14 protein-coding genes are annotated in these 19438 nt (G+C 58.7%); 9 read left to right on the forward strand and 5 right to left on the reverse strand.

Features of this window, described 5'->3' with window-relative positions; genetic code table 11:
- The 3 genes from VG146_19485 to VG146_19495 form a co-directional block, all read right to left on the reverse strand.
- Window positions 1-212, reverse strand: a 212-nt coding sequence (locus VG146_19485) for a hypothetical protein (GenBank protein ID HEV2394539.1), incomplete at its 3' end; no start/stop codon positions are given.
- A gap of 40 nt (window positions 213-252) precedes the next feature.
- Complete coding sequence (locus tag VG146_19490; protein HEV2394540.1) at window positions 253-1122, reverse strand: DNA glycosylase; 870 nt, start codon at window positions 1120-1122, stop codon at window positions 253-255.
- Window positions 1123-1335: 213 nt separating this feature from the next.
- Window positions 1336-3579 carry a glycosyltransferase family 39 protein gene (locus VG146_19495; protein ID HEV2394541.1) on the reverse strand — a complete coding sequence of 748 codons (2244 nt, stop codon included), beginning with the start codon at window positions 3577-3579 and terminating at the stop codon, window positions 1336-1338.
- A 451-nt stretch (window positions 3580-4030) separates the two neighbouring features.
- On the opposite strand from VG146_19495, the gene VG146_19500 reads away from it, so the two are divergent.
- Complete coding sequence (locus tag VG146_19500; GenBank protein HEV2394542.1) at window positions 4031-5590, forward strand: amino acid permease; 1560 nt, start codon at window positions 4031-4033, stop codon at window positions 5588-5590.
- Window positions 5587-7152, forward strand: coding sequence for an amino acid permease (locus VG146_19505; protein ID HEV2394543.1), 1566 nt, complete (start codon window positions 5587-5589; stop codon window positions 7150-7152). The genes VG146_19500 and VG146_19505 overlap by 4 nt, the downstream gene beginning before the upstream one ends.
- 58 nt (window positions 7153-7210) lie before the next feature.
- Here VG146_19505 and VG146_19510 read toward each other — a convergent pair whose 3' ends face one another.
- The gene (locus VG146_19510; protein HEV2394544.1) at window positions 7211-8293 is read right to left on the reverse strand and encodes a Gfo/Idh/MocA family oxidoreductase; all 1083 of its coding nucleotides are present in this window, start codon (window positions 8291-8293) and stop codon (window positions 7211-7213) included.
- Entirely contained in the window at window positions 8286-9005 is a 720-nt protein-coding gene (locus VG146_19515) for a 6-phosphogluconolactonase (protein HEV2394545.1), read from the reverse strand. Before VG146_19515 ends, VG146_19510 begins: the two co-directional genes overlap by 8 nt.
- 435 nt (window positions 9006-9440) lie before the next feature.
- On the opposite strand from VG146_19515, the gene VG146_19520 reads away from it, so the two are divergent.
- The 7 genes from VG146_19520 to nrfD all read left to right on the forward strand — a co-directional run bounded on the left by VG146_19520 (window position 9441) and on the right by nrfD (window position 19418).
- Window positions 9441-9680, forward strand: coding sequence for a hypothetical protein (locus tag VG146_19520; GenBank protein ID HEV2394546.1), 240 nt, complete (start codon window positions 9441-9443; stop codon window positions 9678-9680).
- Between the two features lie 120 nt (window positions 9681-9800).
- Entirely contained in the window at window positions 9801-10511 is a 711-nt protein-coding gene (locus VG146_19525) for a hypothetical protein (GenBank protein ID HEV2394547.1), read from the forward strand.
- Window positions 10453-11097 (forward strand): DUF3466 family protein, encoded by a 645-nt coding sequence (locus VG146_19530; GenBank protein ID HEV2394548.1) that lies wholly within the window; start codon window positions 10453-10455, stop codon window positions 11095-11097. The genes VG146_19525 and VG146_19530 overlap by 59 nt, the downstream gene beginning before the upstream one ends.
- Window positions 11098-11170: 73 nt before the next feature.
- On the forward strand, window positions 11171-13552 hold the full coding sequence (locus VG146_19535; protein HEV2394549.1) for a glycoside hydrolase family 15 protein: 2382 nt from the start codon (window positions 11171-11173) through the stop codon (window positions 13550-13552).
- 477 nt (window positions 13553-14029) lie between these two features.
- Complete coding sequence (locus tag VG146_19540) at window positions 14030-14683, forward strand: cytochrome c3 family protein (protein ID HEV2394550.1); 654 nt, start codon at window positions 14030-14032, stop codon at window positions 14681-14683.
- Window positions 14680-17961, forward strand: a complete 3282-nt coding sequence (locus tag VG146_19545) for a TAT-variant-translocated molybdopterin oxidoreductase (protein ID HEV2394551.1) — start codon at window positions 14680-14682, stop codon at window positions 17959-17961. Before VG146_19540 ends, VG146_19545 begins: the two co-directional genes overlap by 4 nt.
- The gene (gene nrfD, locus VG146_19550; GenBank protein ID HEV2394552.1) at window positions 17961-19418 is read left to right on the forward strand and encodes an NrfD/PsrC family molybdoenzyme membrane anchor subunit; all 1458 of its coding nucleotides are present in this window, start codon (window positions 17961-17963) and stop codon (window positions 19416-19418) included. The genes VG146_19545 and nrfD overlap by 1 nt, the downstream gene beginning before the upstream one ends.
- The last annotated feature ends 20 nt before the right edge of the window (window positions 19419-19438 follow it).

Genomic DNA, 19438 nt, shown 5'->3' on the forward strand with positions numbered 1-19438 from the left:
GGATGATTGAGAATAGCCCAACGCTTCAGCGTTGGGGAGGCGTTTGAGGGCGTGAGTCCCGGAGGGACGGCTGAATGGAGAACGCAAGGGTACAAGTTGAGCCGTCCCTCCGGGACTAAGGGTTGCAGGGTCCCATCCCCAACGCTGAAGCGTTGGGCTATTGTCGGATGTCCCTCCGGGACAGCCAAGTCATCATTCTGCGCTGTTGGCATATCTTTGCGGCGATTTGGTAATTGGGGAGAACTTACGTTATTAAACCCGGAGTTTGGTCCGGGCGTAATGAAACAGGTATTGCTGCGCATAACCGGCATTGGGTCCAAAATGGCGGGCGGCAAACTGATGCAGCCGCTGGAGTTTGACACGGCGCCTGGGAAAGTAAAGCCGGTGCAGGGCTTTCGTGACCCATACATCGACAGGAAAGGCGGGTTGGAAGCCATAGGCGAACAACAAAACGCAATCGGCAATTTTACGTCCCACGCCAGGCAGTTCCATCAAAACGGCGCGAGCGCTCTCGACCGGGAGTTGCGCCACGTTTGCCAAATCGCAATGGCCCTGAGCAATTTGGCGCGCAGTGGCAAGCAGGTAGGGCGCTCGGAAGCCCATTTTGCAGGCGCGCAGTTCTTCCTCTCCAGCCTCCGCCAGCCGTGCAGGGGAGGGGAAGGCGTAAGCCGGGGCGTGCCCTGCAGGCGCGAGAATGGGCTGGCCGAACCGCTCGCAGAGCAACGACACAATCTGGCGGATTTGGACAATTTGTTTCGTGGAAGACAGAATAAAAGAAGCAAGGGATTCCCAAGGGTCCTGGCGCAACAAACGCAAACCACGACAAGCCGCCGCAGCCGCGCGCATCGGTTCATCTTCGGGAAAGCTCTGCAACACCGCCTGGATGTCCAGCTCGAGCTGCAGATATTCAATGAGCCAATTCCAATCCGTTACCGGCTCGGCGATTTGCGCGCGGATTCCCATGGCGTTTGATTCCAGCCGGACCCAGTGGGAAGCGATTACCCCCACCCAGCCACCCTCTTGAGGCCGCCATCGAAAGGCCTGGCCTGAGTCGAGCGTTGCGTCGAGATCGTAATCACTGACAGGAAATGTCTTACTGGGAGGACCGTGGGATGGACTCATAAGAGGGACCCCTCTCTCCGGCCCTCTCCCCTTCTGAAGGGGAGAGGGAGAAGGCACTGCGCATAGAGGGGCACCTCTCTCCGGCCCTGTCCCTTGCCGCTGCGACGGCACGACAGCGCGGCGAGTCGGAAGGGGAGAGGGAGAAGCATCGATAAGATGTAGTTCATGTCAGGGACTCCTCGATAAACATCGAGGGGTCCGGCAGCCGCAAAGTCATCGCAGCCCGCGACAGGCAAAGAGCTGTAGGGGGCGAAGGAGGAATTGCCCGTGATAAAGCACATTAGAGATGCCGAGCGGCGTGACGGATTCAAATTCGGCCAGGAGCCTGGCCGGTGGCGGCCAGGGTTGGGGATTCTCCCGGTTCAATTCCCGCACGTAAATGGCATTTTGTCCTTTTCTTGCGTTGTAACCGGGCCAAAAGTAAAACTGGTTCTCAGGAGTTGCGCTGCTGCGGCAATAGACCAGGGGTTCCTCCTGAACTTCCGCCTTGGCCTCCGGCAGGTAAAAGGAAATCTCACCCGTCATCCCATAATGGTCCGCCACGATGAAGACCGGCTTGCCTTCGGCGAGCAACTGTTCGCGGGCCTGGCCAACGACTCGGGCGGTGGTATTCCATTCACGCACCCGGTGCAACGGGTCGCGGTTCACGGGCAAATAGCGCCCGGTTAGCTTTTGCAAAAGGTCGGTTTGCGAGCCGAGGATGACCATGCTGAACCCAAGTCCCAGGCCGAGACCCAGGGCTCCTTTAAACAGTCGAGGGGTCAGCGCCGAGCCGCCCAGCCGCCAGCGCGTGTCCCAGTAGATGACCAGCAGGCAGAACCAAGGGACCACCGCAGGAGCGATCCAGTTGGGCAGGACACGTGAGAAAAATGAGAGCAGCAGGTAAGCAAAGAAAACCGGGGCACCCATGCTGAAGAAATAGAGCAGCCGGGCATCATGGCGGTTGCGCCGCCAGAAAACGATGGATGCCCAAACCATCGCCACGAAGAATACCGGATTGAGCAAGGCGGCTTCACTGCCCAGGAAGTCGAACAGGAATCTTAAGGTCAACTCTCTGGGGTGCCCCACGCCCGCATCATCGGCGACATGCGCGACGGTTATCCACCGGTGTTGGGCGTTCCAGATGAGCACCGGCAACGCGCAAACGAGATTCACAAGCAGCGCCACATACGGGCCGGGGCGGCGCAGATGTTTGCGCGCCGGCGGCCATAGCGCAAAAAAGAGGGCCCAGGAAGCAATCTGGAACAGCGCGGTATATTTGCTGAGGAATCCCAGGCCCATCCAGAGGCCGGCCCAAAACCAGTCGCGTGCAGCGCCTCTCTCCTGCACAGCCCGCCAACCAGCCAGCATGGCGGCTGTCCAGAACAGGACGGACAACGGATCGATCGTCATCAACAGCGAGCCTGCCGCCAGCAGGGGTGTGGCACTCAGAATCAGGATTAGAAAGAATCCAGCGCGGGCATTGACGTGTCGGTTGAAAAAGCGGAGCAGCAACACACTGATTATCGCGGCAATAACCGGTGAGAAAAAGCGGACGCCGAAGGCGGTATCGCCGAACAAGCGGGTCCCAAGGAATTGAGTATAGGCTATCAACGGGGGTTTGCTGAAGTAGGAAAGCGCCAGATGCTTGGACCACAGCCATTGATAGGCTTCATCCTCGGCCAGTTGGATGGCGCCGCTTGCGATATAGGCCAGCCGTGCCAGTAACACCAGGGCGATAAACAGATAGCCCAGGCGGGTCCAATGGGCATCCAGGCTTACGTGCGGGGCCTTAAATCCGGCTGGAGCAATCCCGCGCACAGCAGGCCTTGGTGCGGGCATAAAATCCTCGGTCGCAAGCTCGCCCCCGCGGGGTGGCGCCAGGAGAGAAGGGACGCGCTCCCACCAGAGCGGAAACCATTTTTGACCAGCCCAAACCCACAGGCTGTCCAAGAGCCAGGCGGTTGCAGCGGCAGTGCCGGCGCCCAGCATTGCCCCAGCCAATACGTCGCTGGGGTAATGCACACCATTGTACACGCGCGAAAAGCCTACCAGAAAGGCCGCAGGCAACATGAACCAGAGGCTCCGGCGATAATAGATCAGCCCCACCATGGTCGCGGCGAACCAATTGGTGGCGTGCGCCGAGGGCATGCTGCCGGACCCGCTTTTGCCTATCAGACAATGCACCCCCGTCAGAGCCAGAAAAGGCCGCTCACGTGCCACGGCGTGCTTGATCAGGTTGGAAATGGCGCCATCACCCAGGGCCAAAGCCAAAAGGCCCACCAACAGGCAAATGGTCCCACGCAAGCCCCCTTTCCAGACCAGTAAAATGGCAGCTATCACCAAACCGGCTCGAAACAGTGGAAAGGAGACGCTGTTGCCGGTGATGAAAGGCATAACGATGTCAAACACGGAGTTGCCTAGCCCCTGATTGACAAAACGAAACAGACTCACGTCCACCGATTGCAGCCAATGCATCAGACCCTCAATCTAGTGGCGCGGCATGAACGAAGACAAATAGTTTTAGCGGCGGTGATGCGAATTCTGCGCATCCCCGGTTTGGCGCCTTGTCTTTTTCCTTGCGCTTGGGCGGGTTGTGAAATCTGCTTTGGCCATGCCAGCCACTCTTAGCCGTGACGATGCAGTTGAAATGGGGAGCGCACCCGCCACGGGCGCAACCGACGCCGCCCTCGGCGTCGGCCACAAGCGTACGGACGGCGCCACCTTTTGGTTTGCCCGGCCGCCATACTGTTCGGCCCCGCCCTTTCTGGTCTCAAAATTCGCGATTGAGGCCGGGGGCGGTCGGGTTTGGACTGGGGATGGACCACACAAGAGGGACCCCTCTCCCCTTCGGAAGGGGAGAGGGAGAAACATCGGCGGATTAAAGATGTGATTCATGTTATAGACTGCTGAATAGGCCGCGCTCATCATGCAGCTAAGCCACTGTTTTCGCCGCAAATCCCTCGACAAACTCGTCGCCGAGACCGCCGAGCCGCAGCACCAGCTCCGTCGAGCGCTTGGCCCGGTTCAACTCACTATGCTCGGTGTCGGGGCCATCGTTGGGGCTGGCATTTTTTCGACAATCGGCACCGCGGCAGCCGGAGGTGGTGAACACATTGGCGCGGGGCCGGCACTTGTTGTGTCCTTCATCATTGTTGCGGTGGCCTGTGGGTTCGCTGCGCTTTGCTATTCCGAGTTTGCGGCCATGGTTCCAGTCTCCGGGTCAGCCTACACTTACGCTTACGCCACGCTAGGAGAATTGGTTGCGTGGATGATCGGGTGGGACTTGATCCTTGAATATGCAATCAGCAACGCCGCCGTCGCCGTTTCGTGGTCAGCCTACTTTCAGACCTTTCTGGGGGCGTTTCATCTGCACGTGCCCGCTTGGTTGGGAACTGATTTCCGGTCGGCCTTTCAGGCTGCCGCGCAAGTGGCCAGCGCCCAAGCCGCTCATCTGGATTTGGCTAAGCTCGATCCCGGGGTGCTCCACGACGCCGCGGCGCTGAAACTGGCCCCACGCATTTTTGGTTTGCCCCTGGTTTTCAACCTCCCGGCATTCGGCATCGTGGCTCTGGTGACCTGGATCGTCCTGATCGGCATCCGCGAGACTGCGGGGTTCAACACCGGCCTTGTCGTCCTCAAGCTGGTCATTATCGGTTTTTTCCTGATCCTCGGCACGATGTACATCCGGCCTGAAAACTGGACCCCATTCGCCCCGAACGGACTAAAGGGCATCTCCAGCGCCGCAGCTATCATCTTTTTCGCTTATATCGGTTTTGATGCCGTCTCGACTGCAGCGGAGGAGACGGGCAATCCCCAACGCGATATGCCCATCGGCATCCTTTCGAGCCTGGTCATTTGCACCATTCTGTACGTCGCGGTGGCCATCGTGCTGACGGGGATGTCCAAATGGAGCACGCTGGGTAATGCCGAACCCCTCGCGTACGCATTCTCGTCACTCGGCATGAATTGGACGGCCAGCCTCATCGCGCTCGGGGCTGTGGTTGCCACCACTTCTGCGCTTGTGCCTTACCAAGCCGGCCAACCGCGCATATTTTTCTCTATGGCACGTGATGGGCTGTTGCCGCCCTGGGCGGCCCGCGTGCATCCCCGCTTTCGCACGCCACATGTCACCACTCTCATCACGGGGATTGTCGTGGCCATCTGCTCGTCCATCGCGAATATTAACGAATTGGTTGAACTGACCAACATCGGCACTCTGTTCGCTTTCGCGCTGGTTGCCGCAGGGATCATCATACTGCGTTGGCGCGAACCGGGCCGCCGGCGTCCTTTTCGGACGCCGCTGGTTCCCTGGGTGCCGCTGGGAGCCATCGCTTCTTGCGCCTATTTAATGGCCGAACTGCCCAAAATAACCTGGCTGCGCTTTTTCCTTTGGATGGCAGGGGGCCTGCTAATTTATTTCTTCTATGGCGCGCGCCGCAGCCGGATTGGAAATTTGGCGTCCCCAACGCTGCCCGGGAATCGATGAGCTTGAAGAGCTTCAATCAAACCTCCTCGACCGAGACAGGCTTCATTCAGGGCCTGGGCCTGATGGATGCCACGATGCTCGTAGCGGGCTCGATGATCGGCTCGGGGGTGTTCATTGTCTCGGCTGATATTTCACGCGACTTGGGCGCCAGCGGCTGGCTCTTGCTGGCGTGGGTGGTTACCGGCGCGCTGACGATGAGCGCGGCGCTCAGTTATGGAGAGTTGGCGGCGATGATGCCCCGGGCCGGCGGCCAGTACATCTACTTGCGCGAGGCCTACAGCCCGCTTTGGGGGTTTCTTTACGGCTGGACCCTGTTCCTAGTCATTCAGACCGGCACCATCGCTGCTGTGGCCGTCGCCTTCTCCCGGTTCCTGGGTGCGCTGGCGCCCGGAATTTCGCCCACCGCTTGGATCATCCCACCCATCAACCTGTCCGCCAGCTATGCCCTTAGCCTATCGACTCAGCAGTTGGTTGCCGTTCTTATTATTATCGCCCTCACCGCCATCAATATGCGCGGGCTCCGACTCGGAAAGATGATCCAGAATATCTTCACGTCGGCCAAGGCGCTCTCACTCGTCGCGCTGATACTGATTGGGTTCTTTATCGGGCGGAACTCAGAGGTCCTTAGTGCGAACTTCACGAACTGGTGGACGCCCCGCCCCGTTACGACTATCAAACCCGATTTAGCAGTGCTGCCCGCCATTTCGGCAGCCGGTGGCGCTTTCGGCTTGTTCGTTGCGTTCTGCGTGGCACAGGTGGGCTCGCTCTTTTCTTCCGATGCATGGAATAATGTGACCTTTACTGCGGGTGAAGTCAGAAACCCCAGGCGCAACCTGCCGCTGTCCCTTGCACTGGGCACCGGCATGGTGACGGCCCTGTATCTGCTGGCGAACCTGGCCTATCTCTTTGTGCTGCCTCTCGAAGCAATCCAGAGCGCCCCTGATGATCGGGTGGCCACCGCCGCCATGGCCACAGTCTTCCATGGGGCCGGGCCGGCGATGATGGCTGTCGCCATCATGATTTCGACCTTCGGCTGCAATAACGGGCTCATCCTCTCCGGCGCCCGTGTTTATTACGCCATGGCTCGGGACGGGCTTTTTTTCAAACAGACGGGACGGCTCAATGCGCGCAGCGTGCCGGCCGCCGGCCTGGCCCTGCAATGCCTTTGGGCCTGTCTCTTGGCGCTGCCGCGCACCCGCCTTCGGGGTTTTGGCGGGGCCCTGCTGCTGGACACCGCAGGCCACCCTCAATACGGCAATCTGTATAGCGTGTTGCTTGATTATGTCATCTTTGCCGTCCTGATCTTTTATGTGCTCACCATCGCCGGGCTGTTCGTGCTCCGTCGCAAACGGCCCGAAGCGGAGCGGCCCTATCGCGCCTTTGGGTATCCGATCATTCCGGGCCTGTACCTTGCGGCTGCCAGCGCCATTCTCGTGGTGCTGCTCTTTTACAAGACCGCCACATCCTTGCCTGGGTTGGCTATCGTCTTAATTGGAGTTCCCATTTATTTTCTGTGGCGACCGGCAAAGCCGGAGGAGCGAACTCCCGCGAGCCCCCATTAATCAGGGCCTGGTGGAACCCAGCCCTCCGAGGAATTCACGTGCCGGTCTTTTGGAGGGGTTATGATTTTCTCCACAAATCGAAGGGCTTAGCGGCCTGGGTCCGGAAAGGGAGCGCCACTTTGCGCCCCGTGCCGGCGGACTCATAGGCGGCGAAGAGTACTTCCATTACCGCGCGCGCATCGCCCCCGGTAACCAGCGGCGTCTTGTCATTCTTCACGCAATCGACGAAATGGGCCATCTCGTGCACAAAACCATAATTCCAGATTTCCTCGTAAATCGTGAACGACCAACCAACGGTCGAGCCGGCCTTTTCAACGGCGTAATCGTAGCCGGAGGCGCTGTAAGTTTCGATGGCGTTGCCGTGCAGCAAATCCGCATAGGCGACTCCTTTGGAGCCGTGGACCTCAGCGCGATCATCCATCCCGCCAAGCTTGGTCCAACTCTCTTCCGCCATCGCGGTGACGCCGTTGGCGAATTCCAGGATGAGAATGGCGTTATCATCTCCCTGGGTTTTTTGGTTGTGTACGTGTGTGCCCATTTGCGCATAAACCGATTTTATCGGTGGCCGGCCCAGCATCCATCGGAAGAACTCGATGGCGTGGCAGCCCATGTCCATCGTCACACCGCCGCCGGCGCGGTTCACGTCCCAGAAATGTGGCGCATGCGGGCCATCATGCTTCTCGGATTGCTTGATGAGAACAGGCTGGCCCAGAGCGCCGCTGTCCAGCAGTTGTTTCATGCGAACGTACTTGGGAGCGAAACACAGCTCCTCGGCGTACATGAATTTAACGCCGGCCTTGCGGCACGCCTCGAGCATGCGGTCGGCTTCAGCCAGATTCAGGCACATCGGTTTCTCCAGAATAATATGCTTGCCGGCTGCGGCAGCATCGGCCACGGCCTGACAATGAAGGTCGTTTGGAATGCCGATGACCACCAGGTCCAGTTCCTCCATTTCCAATAGCTTGCGATAATCAGTAAAAAAATGGGGAATACCCTGGCTCTTGGCGAAGGCCTGTGCTTTGGCGGCAGTGGGCGAAGCCACGGCCATAATCTCCGCGTCAGGGCAGCGCTTGAGGGCCTCAGTGTGGATGGCTGCAACGAAGCCCGATCCCATTAAGCCGACTTTGACTTGATTATACATAGGATTCTTCAGTTCCCATCGCCTGCCGATCGCACAGGACCGTAGTATTTCCGCGCAGCCACAGAAAGGAAGCTGGAAACCTCGTGCTCACCCGCGGCCGCAGCAGGCGTTTCATAGCCTCGCGTTTCTTTGCTCCGCTGACCAGCAGCAGAATCCTTTGCGAGCGCAAAATGTCCCCCATCCCAATGGTGAGGCCATACCTTGGTTTCTGTTTGAGACCCTTGAGCATGGCGTGAGCCAGCGAACTTTTCGACAGTTTCGCCACATGCGCCTGCGGAACCAAATCAGCCGCCGGTTCGTTCATAGCCACATGCCCGTTGATTCCCAGGCCCAGAATGCAAATGTCAATCGGTCCGTGCGCGCCCAGCCAGCGCTGCATCCGCAGGCACTCCGCCTGGGGGTCAGACGCGTCGGTTTTAAATACGGAATACCGCCCTGCATCGATGCCCAGCGGTTTCAGCAGTTTCTCCTTGAGGTCCGCTTCACAACTGGCGGCACAGCCGGCTGGGAGGCCGCCCCATTCGTCGATTTGGAGCACGCGCATCTGACGAAACAGCTCCGGGTGCCTCGTGCGCCGGGTCGCCAAGAGCTGATACGCGCCGGTGGGTGTGCCGCCAGCCGAAGCGCACAGCAACAGACTGGGCCGTTCCTTCAGGGCGCGGATGATGATCTGCGCCGCTCGGCGGCTCAGGGCGTCGAAGTCCTTTGCCACCGCGAACTCAAATCCGATGAACCGCGGCGGATCTCCCGACGAGGTGGACCGAATTTTTTCAGACTGGGGCGTCCCCATAAGCCGAGGGAGCGGAGAAAGGTCTCGTTCATATGCCAGCGTTCCCCGGGTGTGGCGGTTAGACTGCGGGCGCAGAGCAGCTTTTCGTGCTCGTCGAACCCTGGCACGTTTTTGAGTTTTCGAATGGATTTTGCGCCAGTCTTTTAGCATGTGCTTTTCCTTTCTTCTGTGGCTGGCTCATACCCTCGCTCTTCGTCCATCAGTGGCTTTCATTTCCGAAAAGGTTATGAGTACCTCAACTCAAATCTCAAGGGGTTTCGCCGGTTTCGCTTCTTTGGCGTTCTCAGCGTGACTGGCTCGGGGTTTGGCAAAAGCGCCAATGGACAGCATTGTGGGAATTGATTAGAGTTTAGTTGCATGAAGGCGCGAATCAGGGAACTACTGCACGCCAGTCCGTTTCAGCCGTTTATCATGCGGATGGCCGATGGGCGGGACTACCGAATTGATCACCCTGATTATGTGCTTGCGGCTGCCAGCGACGTTCCGCAAATCACTATCGAGGAGCCAGATGGAACTCAGCATTTTCTATCCTCTTTGCTGGTTACCAGTATTCAGCGGATCGCTCGAAACGGCACCCCAGCCGAGGGACGCGAGTAAGACCGCTATCAGGTCGAAAAGGGTCTGGGAGGCATGAAGGGGGCCGGTGGCCCGCACATCGCTGCGCGCCAATTCTCAAATGCAATTTGCCAGGCGAATATCTTGTGTTTGAATAGCGACATGAGCAACCCGGGAAACCTTGCGCGCGCCGGCTCGGTTGTGGCACTGGGCGCGATGGCCTGCCTCGTGGGTGCGCGGGCGGCGACCCCCCTGTATTCAATTTCCGATCTGGGCACCTTGGGCGGAGCCCAAAGCTCTGCTAACGCCATTAACAACCTGGGCCAGATCGTTGGACGCGCCGATCTCGCGAACAACAATGCGGTCCTGGCTCACGCTTTTGTTTACAGCAACGGTATCATGACGGACCTGAGCGTTCTCGGAACTTACAATACCGGGCAAGGAACGACCAGCAGCAGCGCGGCCTATGGCATCAACAACAAGGGTGAAATTGTGGGGCAGTCCTCAACCACCAACGGTGTGCTGCACGCTTTTCTGTTCAGCCAGGGGCAGATGAGCGACCTGGGAGTTCTGCCGGGCTCGCAACAGTCCAAGGCCCACGCCATCAACGATAGCAGCCAGGTGGTTGGCTGGACTCTTGGCCCTGGAACGCAGCGCGCATTTTTATATGAAAACGGGAGCCTGACCGATCTGGGCACACTGGGGGGGGACGGCCAGCTTCGCCTACGCCATCAACAATCTGGGTCAGGTCGCGGGCGACTCCTGGCTCAACAACAGCTCTTTGTCCGACACGGCATTTATTTACAGCAACGGCATGATGACTGCGCTCGGCGACCTCGGCAGTTATCCGGCTATCCAGGCGCTCGCCATTAACGACGCCGGCCAGGTCGTGGGCTATGCCGGGGCAGTCAGCACCGGTGGGCCGACGGTCACACGGGGCTTCCTCTACCGTGCCGGTTCGCTGACCGATCTGGGGGACTTCGGCGGCGCGCAGACCAATGTCGTGCCTGCGGCGATTAATACCTACGGCCAAATCGTAGGGACCGTGAGTGCCTATGAGAAACCTGGGCGTGCCTTCACTTACGCGGGTGGCATGATCACCGATCTGAACAACCTCATTCCTGCCGCTTCGGGCTGGACCTTGCTCGACGCCAACGGCATCAACGACAACGGCCAAATCGTGGGCTCGGGACAGAACGCATCTTTTCAAACGCATGCCTACCTGCTCACACCGGGCATCTTCCCGCAAATCTCTCTTACCTCGTCCAACGCAGTCCAAATAGAGTTCACCGCACCGGCCAATGCCGGCGCGTATATCGAGTATAGTGACACCGTCTCGGGCGGCGCCTGGCAATTGCTGGCGGTCCTGGACCCCCTGTCCACCATCCACCAAGTCATCATTACCGACCCGCTTTCGCCAGGAACATCCATGCGTTTTTACAGGGTGAGGACAAGGTAGGTTCGGGCAATATCCAACGGCCCTGTCATTCACCCGTATTGCACCGCATGGTACATGGGCTATTTTGCACGCAATGGAATCACAAAGCGACAGCACCGCTTTCGGGGCGCCTGGCATCGAACCGCGTTGGACCCGCAGCAATAAGGAAGGCATCGGCACCGCCTATCACACAAGCTGCCGGGTGTGGTTCACCCTGAGCCACGGCATCGTCAATGAAATCTATTATCCGAATGTCGATTGCCCCAATACCCGCGACCTCCAGTTCCTGATTACTGACGGGGAGACCTTTTGCCATGAGGAACGCCGCGATCTCGACCACCAAATCCAATACCCCGAGCAAAGCACACTCTATTACCTGATCACCAATTCCGAGCCGAACCACCGGTATCGATTGATTAAAGAAATCCTCGCCGATCCCCATTCATCGGTGTTTCTCATGCGCACGCGGCTGGAAATTCTCGACGAGTCGTTACGAGGCAAGCTCAAGATATACGCGTTGCTGGCGCCGCACATGAAGGGGCTCGGCCAGCATAACTCCGCCTGGTGGTTCGATATCGATTGCCGCCCCGTCTTTCATGTGCAGCGTGAGGAATTGCACATGGTCTTTGGCGCCTTGCCCGACTTCACCCGCCGCTCCGTTGGTTATGTTGGTTCGAGCGACGGCTGGCAGGATTTGATGGATAATTTCAAAATGGATTGGACGTTTCAAAAGGCGGAGGATGGCAACATCGCGCTGACTGCCGAAATCGCCCTGTCGCATGACAACCAATTCGTCATCGGGGCCGCATTCGGACGCAGTTCCCAAAGCGCTTCCACCAAATTGCTCCAATCGTTGGCCATCCCTTTCGACCAGCACCGCGAACACTTTATCAAACAATGGCAACGCACCTCGGTCAATTCCCATTCCGACCTGCGCGAACAGACCGGCGATGAGGGCCACCTCTTCCGCCTGAGCCGGCTCATCCTTCTGGCACATGAAGACAAAATTTTCCCAGGCGCCCTCGTGGCCTCGATGAGCATACCCTGGGGCGAGACCAAGAGCGATACGGACCTCGGTGGCTATCATCTGGTCTGGACACGTGATCTGGTTAAAAGCGCTACGGCGCTGCTGGCTGCGGGGCAGACCGCTACGCCGCTGCGCTCGCTCATCTGGCTGGCGGCCATCCAGGCGGCTGACGGGGCGGTGCCCCAGAATAGCTGGATCGACGGGAAGGCCTATTGGCAAGGGAAACAACTCGACGAGGTGGCGGCCCCGATTCTTTTGGCCTGGCGGCTGCGCCAGGCCAACGCCCTCGGTTTGTTCGATCCATGGACCCTAGTTTTTCGCGCTGCCCGATACCTCATCCTCAAAGGCCCCGTCACCGGCCAGGAACGCTGGGAGGAGAACTCCGGCTATTCCCCGTCCACCCTGGCCTGGGTCATCGCCGCCCTGGTCTGCGCCTCCGAGTTTGCGCAGGAGCGCGCGGGAAAAGATGCGGCTGCGTTCATCCTTGATTACGCGGACTGGCTCTCCGCACATCTGGAAGGATGGACAACCACCGATTGCGGCGAACTGCTTCCAGGCAAACCGAGACATTATATTCGAATCAATCCCGCTGACCCGGATCAACCTGACCAGGTCTCGGACCCGAATACAGCGCTCATACAAATTGCCAACGGCGGCGGTGTTCATCCCGCCCGCAACATTGTCAGCGCCGATTTCCTCGAGCTGGTGCGTTTGGGCATTCGTGCGCCGCTCGACCCGGTGGTGGTTGATTCGATTTCGGTCGCGGACCACGTGCTGAAGTGTGATTTGCCCCAGGGTCCCTGCTGGCGGCGCTACAATCACGATGGCTACGGCCAAAAAGACGACGGAAGCGCCTTTGATGGTATCGGCGTTGGGCGTTGTTGGCCCTTGCTCACTGGCGAGCGCGCCCATTACGAGTTGGCTGCCGGCCATGACCCGCTGGCCTTCATTCGTGCCATCGAGAATTTCGCAAATGACGGCGGCATGCTTCCGGAGCAGGTCTGGGATGCCGAAGATTTGCCCCAATGCAGCCTGCGGAGCGGTTGCCCGACCGGCGCGGCTATGCCTCTTTGCTGGGCCCACGGCGAGTACATTTCCTTGGTTCGCAGCCGCAAGGAGGGAGTGAGTTTCGACTGCATTTCGCCGGCGTGTGAACGTTATGCGCGGCGGCGCACGGCAAGCGCGATAGAAATGTGGACTTTAGCGCACCGGCCGCCGCGCATTGCGGCTGGGAAACGACTGCGCATCATCACAGAGGCCCCCGTCACGGTCCACTGGAGCCTGGATGGATGGAAAACCGTTCAGGACACCGAAGCGGCCGACAGCGGGCTGGATTGTTGGATTGCTGACCTGCCCGCCAACGAATTGGGGCCCGGAAGTCGGATCGTTTTTACATTGCGCTGGACCGATCGGTGGGAGGGCCGCGACTTCACGGTCGAGATTGGATAAAGTCTGAGCGCATCTTGACACTACCACCATAATGGAAGGGTCGTAAGCGGTTCCTCATCCGAGGAAAGCAACCATTAACCGAACGAAAGGACATGTGACCTCGGATAAAAAGCGGCCGCGCTCCCTGCGCGAGATTGAGATGGAAGTTTTAGAAGAAGGGCGCGAATGGACGCGCCGACGACTGGAGGGTGCTGATAAGCACCCGCTTATCCGAATTATTAACCAGACCGAAATCTTTCGTTGACCCCTTGCGCAGCGCCCAAGGAAGGTCTAGTTATTTTGGCTGGCACCAATTTTTCTTCTGAGGGTGTGTTTTGGGCGGTCCGCGGCGTGGGTTGTCGAAAATTGCTATAATTAAAACAATTGACGTTTAGTACAAATGCACAAACAATTATTGGCTCTTTGACGATGTGAACCGATGAACCGCATCTTCCAGAACCTCGCCAGCGCGGCTTGGGGGCACTAAGGGACCGCGCGATGTCAGCGATTTTCCCCAAATGGACCAATACTCTGCCGGTCAAAATGATAGCCGGCAACGTGTTGGCCGGCGGCTTGGTGGTGGCCGCGGCATGGTACTACCTGACGCCGAAATACGCGCGGGTGGGTTATCAGCCGATCCAGCCCGTAGCCTTTTCGCACGCAACCCATGCCGGGCAGCTTGGCATCGATTGCCGCTACTGTCACAACGCGGTTGAGAAATCGTGGCTTTCAAATATCCCGGCCAGCTCGACCTGTATGAATTGCCACAACCAGGTGCTCAAGGATGATCCACGCCTGGCCCTGGTGCGGGATAGCGCCGCAAGTGGCCGGCCCGTTCCGTGGATTCAAATCCATCGCGTGCCGGATTTTGTTTATTTCAACCACTCGGTTCACGTGGACCGCGGGATCAGTTGCGTTGAATGCCACGGCCCCATCAACAAGATGGATGAGGTCTATCAATACCAACCTTTGTCGATGACCTTTTGCCTCGATTGCCACCGGCATCCGGAGCTGAAGCTGCGGCCACTGGACAAGATAACGGATTTAAACTGGAAACCCGCATCGCCTGAAAAGCAGCGCGAGTTCGGGCAACGCGCGATGAAACAATGGCATGTCGAGTCGCTCCAAAACTGTTCCGCATGCCACCGATGAAACAGACCCTTCCCAATCAGCCTCAATCCCAAAGCCAACCCCCTGCTCAGCCAGAGGCGGGGGAGGCGTTGGGCGCACCCGCGCGGCAGTCCGGGCGGGTCTATTGGCGCAGCCTGGATCAACTGGCCGGCGCGCCTGAGTTCAAGCAATGGGTCGAGCGCGAATTTCCGGCCGGGGCCAGCGAATTGGAGGACCCGGTCACCCGCCGGCATTTCATGAAGATAATGGGCGCGTCGTTCGTGCTGGCCGGGGTGGGCCTGGGAACCAGCGGCTGCCGGCGTCCCGTCGAGAAGCTCGAGCCCTTCGGCAAAATGCCCGAGCATTATTATCATGGCGTGCCTGAGTATTACGCCACCGCCATGCCCTGTCGCGACAGCGCCATTCCGCTGGTGGTTAAATCCAACGATGGGCGCCCCACCAAAATCGAGGGCAACAGCTTTCACCCAGACAGCAACGGCGGAACTGACCTCTACGCCCAGTCGGCGACGCTCACTCTTTATGACCCGGACCGCGCCGCGCGCTTCACCACCGAAGGCAAAAACGCGACAGTCGAAGGGGCAACCGATTTCCTGACTCAGCTTTCGCGAACGGCTCAAGGCAACGGTGGAGCCGGTTTGGCCTTCCTCCTGGAGCGCAGCAGCTCACCCTCCCGGCAGCGGCTTCAGAATCTGATTAGCCAAAAATGCCCACAGTCTCGTTGGTATGTTTATGAGCCGGTGGATTTGGATATTCATCGGCGGGCCGCAACGCAGGCCTTTGGGAAGGGTGTCCGCCCCTATTACCTCTTTGACAAGGCAGACGTCGTGGTCTCGCTCGATTGCGATTTCATGGGGGCTGAGCCGAATGCCCACGTCAATATCCGGCGGTTTGCGCAACGGCGTCACATCGAGAAACCCGAGGACACTCTCAACCGGCTGTATGTGGTCGAGAGCCTCATGAGCATTACCGGCCTCAACGCCGATCATCGCCTGCGCCTGCCCAGCAGCGCGGTTCTGCAGATTGCCTTGGCTTTGGCCGCCCAGCTTTTGAATGGCGGCGGCAATACGGACGCCTTGCCGGCGGGAGTTGATCCTAAATGGGCATCCGAATGCGCCAAAGACCTCCAGGCTAATGCGGGACACTCGCTGGTTGTGGCCGGCTATCGCCAGCCGCTCGAAGTGCACGTGTTAGCTTGGGCCATGAACGCGCACCTCGGGAACCTGGGTAAAACGGTCGTCTTCCACCAGGCGCCGGAAAGCAAAGAGGAAGGAATCGCTCAACTGGCCGAGGCCCTAAAAGCGGGGCAGGTCCAGACGCTTGTGATTCTTGGAGGCAACCCCGTCTATACCGCTCCAGCCGACCTGGATTGGGCCAACACACAGCGCAAAGCCAAAATGGTCGCCCGCCTGGGTTATTACGAAGACGAAACCTTTCCCCTTTGTGACTGGCATTTTCCTGCTGCACATTTCCTGGAATCATGGGGCGACGCCCACACCAGCGACGGCACCCTGGTTCCCATCCAGCCTTTGATCGCACCGTTGTTTGGAGGCATTACGGAATTGGAAGTGCTGGCCCGCATCGCCGGCGCCGATGTCACCGACCCCTATGGCGTCGTGCGGGAGACTTTCGCCGGGATGGTCCAGGATGCTGATAAGGAGGGGGCATGGCGCAAATTCCTGTTCGATGGGTTTTTGGCTGCTTCCTCGGCGAAACCTGTCGAAGTCGCAATGAACGGGGCGCCGCCTCTCCAGCAACCGGCTGGGGCAGGCCTGAGCCGCACTCCTGATAAGAACAATCTCGAAGTGGTTTTTCATCGCGATTACAGCGTCGATGACGGGCGGTACAACAACAACGGTTGGCTGCAGGAATTGCCCGATCCCATTACCAAAATCGTTTGGGACAATGCCGTTCTGATGAGCCGCAAGACGGCCCAGGAGCTTGGGATTAAGAACTCGGATGTCATCGAGATTACCCTGGCCGGGCGCAGCGTGCGCGGCCCGGTCTGGGTCCAGCCGGGGATGGCGGATTACTCGTTGGGCCTGGCCCTGGGCTACGGTAAGGAGAGGACTGGCCGTGTGGGGCAGGGAACCGGATTCAACGTCTATCCGTTGCGCACTGCGCAAGCGCAGAATGTCGCCCTCGGGGCCATGGTCCGCGCGGTGGACTTAACGTATCCCATCTCCTGCACCCAGCATCATTGGTCGCTCGAAGGCCGGCCCATCATTCGCGAAGCCAATCTCGAGGAGTACCGCCAACACCCGGACTTCGCCAAACGCATGGAGGTCGAGGAATCGCCCATCGTTGCCCCGCTGTATCCCAATCCATTCGATCAACTCAAGACGAAGGGACTGCACCAATGGGGCATGTCGGTTGATTTGAACAAGTGTGTTGGTTGTTCGGCCTGCATGGTGGCCTGCCAAAGCGAGAACAATGTGCCGATCGTCGGCAAGAACCAGGTCAGCCGCGGGCGCGAGATGCACTGGCTGCGCATCGACCGCTATTACGCCGGCCATCCGCTCGCCCCACGCCATAGTCCTGAGGCGCACCGCGAGTTTTTCGATACATTCAAATGGGATAGCCAGCAACAGTTCGAGCCCTGGATAGACAACCCGCAGGTCGTCGTCCAACCCATGCTCTGCCAGCATTGTGAAGCCGCTCCGTGCGAGAATGTCTGCCCCGTCAATGCGACCTCCCATGACCAGGAAGGGCTCAATGTGATGACCTACAATCGCTGCGTTGGCACCCGTTATTGCTCCAACAACTGCCCCTACAAGGTACGCCGGTTCAACTTCTTCGATTACAACAAGCGCCCGATTGGCCAGCATTACCTTGGACCCTTTGGCCACCGCAAAGACGACGAGTGGGACCTTATCCGGATGCGAGAAAACCCCGATGTCACGGTGCGGATGCGCGGGGTGATGGAGAAATGCACCTTCTGCTTGCAGCGCATTCAGCAGGCTGAGATCGCCCAGAAAATAAAGGCTGGCGCCTCGGGCGATGTCATTGTGCCCACCGATTCGTTCACCACCGCCTGCGCTCAGGCCTGCCCTGCCGAGGCGATTGTTTTTGGCAATCTCAAGGACCCGAATAGCCGCGTCTCGAAGCTCAAGCAGCTTGATCGCGATTACACGGTGCTCCAGGTGCTGCTGACCAAGCCGCGCACAACGTACCTGGCCCGGGTGCGCAACCCAAATCCCAGGATGCCGGATTATCAACCCGCAGGCCCAATGACTCTCCAGGAATACGAGCAGAGGATGGGGAATCCATTCGAGGAGCCAACCACCAAGGAGACGCGCTAATGGCTGGACCTGGCAAAGCAGAGCAGTTTACACATATCGCCTCGCTCGATGTGCCGCAGCCGCCGCTGGAGTTGCAGCGCCAACCTTACGTCGCCAATCTCCACGGCTTCGGCTGGATTTCCAACAGGGTCGCCTCCCTCATCGAGGACCGCCCGCCCTTTTGGTGGTGGGCGCTGTTTGCCCCGAGCGTTTTGGCTTTGGGCATGCTGATGTTTATGATCAGCTACCAGATTTCCACCGGTGTCGGAGTTTGGGGAAATAATCACCCGGTCATGTGGGCCTGGGACATCGTCAATTTCGTTTGGTGGATCGGCATCGGCCACGCCGGAACGCTTATCTCGGCGATTCTGTTCCTGCTGCGCCAGCGCTGGCGCACCGCAGTCAATCGCGCCGCCGAGGCAATGACAATCTTCGCGGTGATGTGCGCCGGCATCTATCCCGCGCTCCACGTCGGACGCGTCTGGTATGATTGGTGGCTGTTCCCCATCCCCAACTCCAACTCCATCTGGCCCCAGTTCCTTTCACCGCTCATGTGGGATGTTTTTGCCGTCTCGACTTACTTTACGGTGTCGGTCCTGTTCTGGTATATGGGATTGATTCCGGATTTGGCGGTCATGCGTGACCGTGCCAAGACCCGGCTGCGCCAGTTTGGCTACGGCCTCTTCGCGCTGGGCTGGACCGGCTCGAACCGCCACTGGAGCAATTACGAAAAGGCCTATCTGATTCTGGCGGGCCTCTCGACGCCACTCGTCCTCTCGGTCCATTCAATCGTCTCGTTGGATTTCTCTGTCTCGCAATTACCCGGCTGGCACACGACCATCTTCCCCCCTTATTTCGTCGCGGGAGCGGTTTTTTCGGGCTTTGGCATGGTATTGATGCTGCTCATCCCGCTACGCTCCATGTTTAAGCTCCAGGACATCATTACGATGCGGCACATCGATCTGATGTGTAAAGTGACTCTGGCGACCGGTTCGATGGTCGGTTATGCATACGCCATGGAGTTTTTCATCGCCTGGTATAGCGGTAATCCCAACGAACAGTTCCATTTCCTGAATCGCGCGCTCGGGCCGTTCCAATGGGCCTGGATTCCGATGATCTCCTGCAATGCCTTGATTCCGCAGTTGTTCTGGTTCAAACGCATACGCCGGAACCTCGTCGTGGTCTTCATCATATCCATCCTCGTCAATGTCGGTATGTGGTTCGAGCGGTTTGTCATCATCGTCATCTCGTTGTACCGCGATTTTCTGCCTTCAAACTGGTTCTACTACTATCCGACCTGGGTGGATGTGTGCACTTACATCGGCACGTTTGGTCTTTTCTTTACTTGTTTCCTGCTCTTTATCCGCTTTATCCCGATGATCGCCATTTCCGAGATCAAAGGCGTTACACCTCAATCCGACCCGCACCATCCGATGGGCGGGGCCAAAGTTCTGGAGCCTGTGACCGATGAAGTTTAATGCTCACTAAAGAGTTGCTC

The sequence above is a fragment of the Verrucomicrobiia bacterium genome (assembly GCA_035946615.1).
Classification (GTDB): Bacteria; Verrucomicrobiota; Verrucomicrobiia; order Limisphaerales; family UBA8199; genus DASYZB01.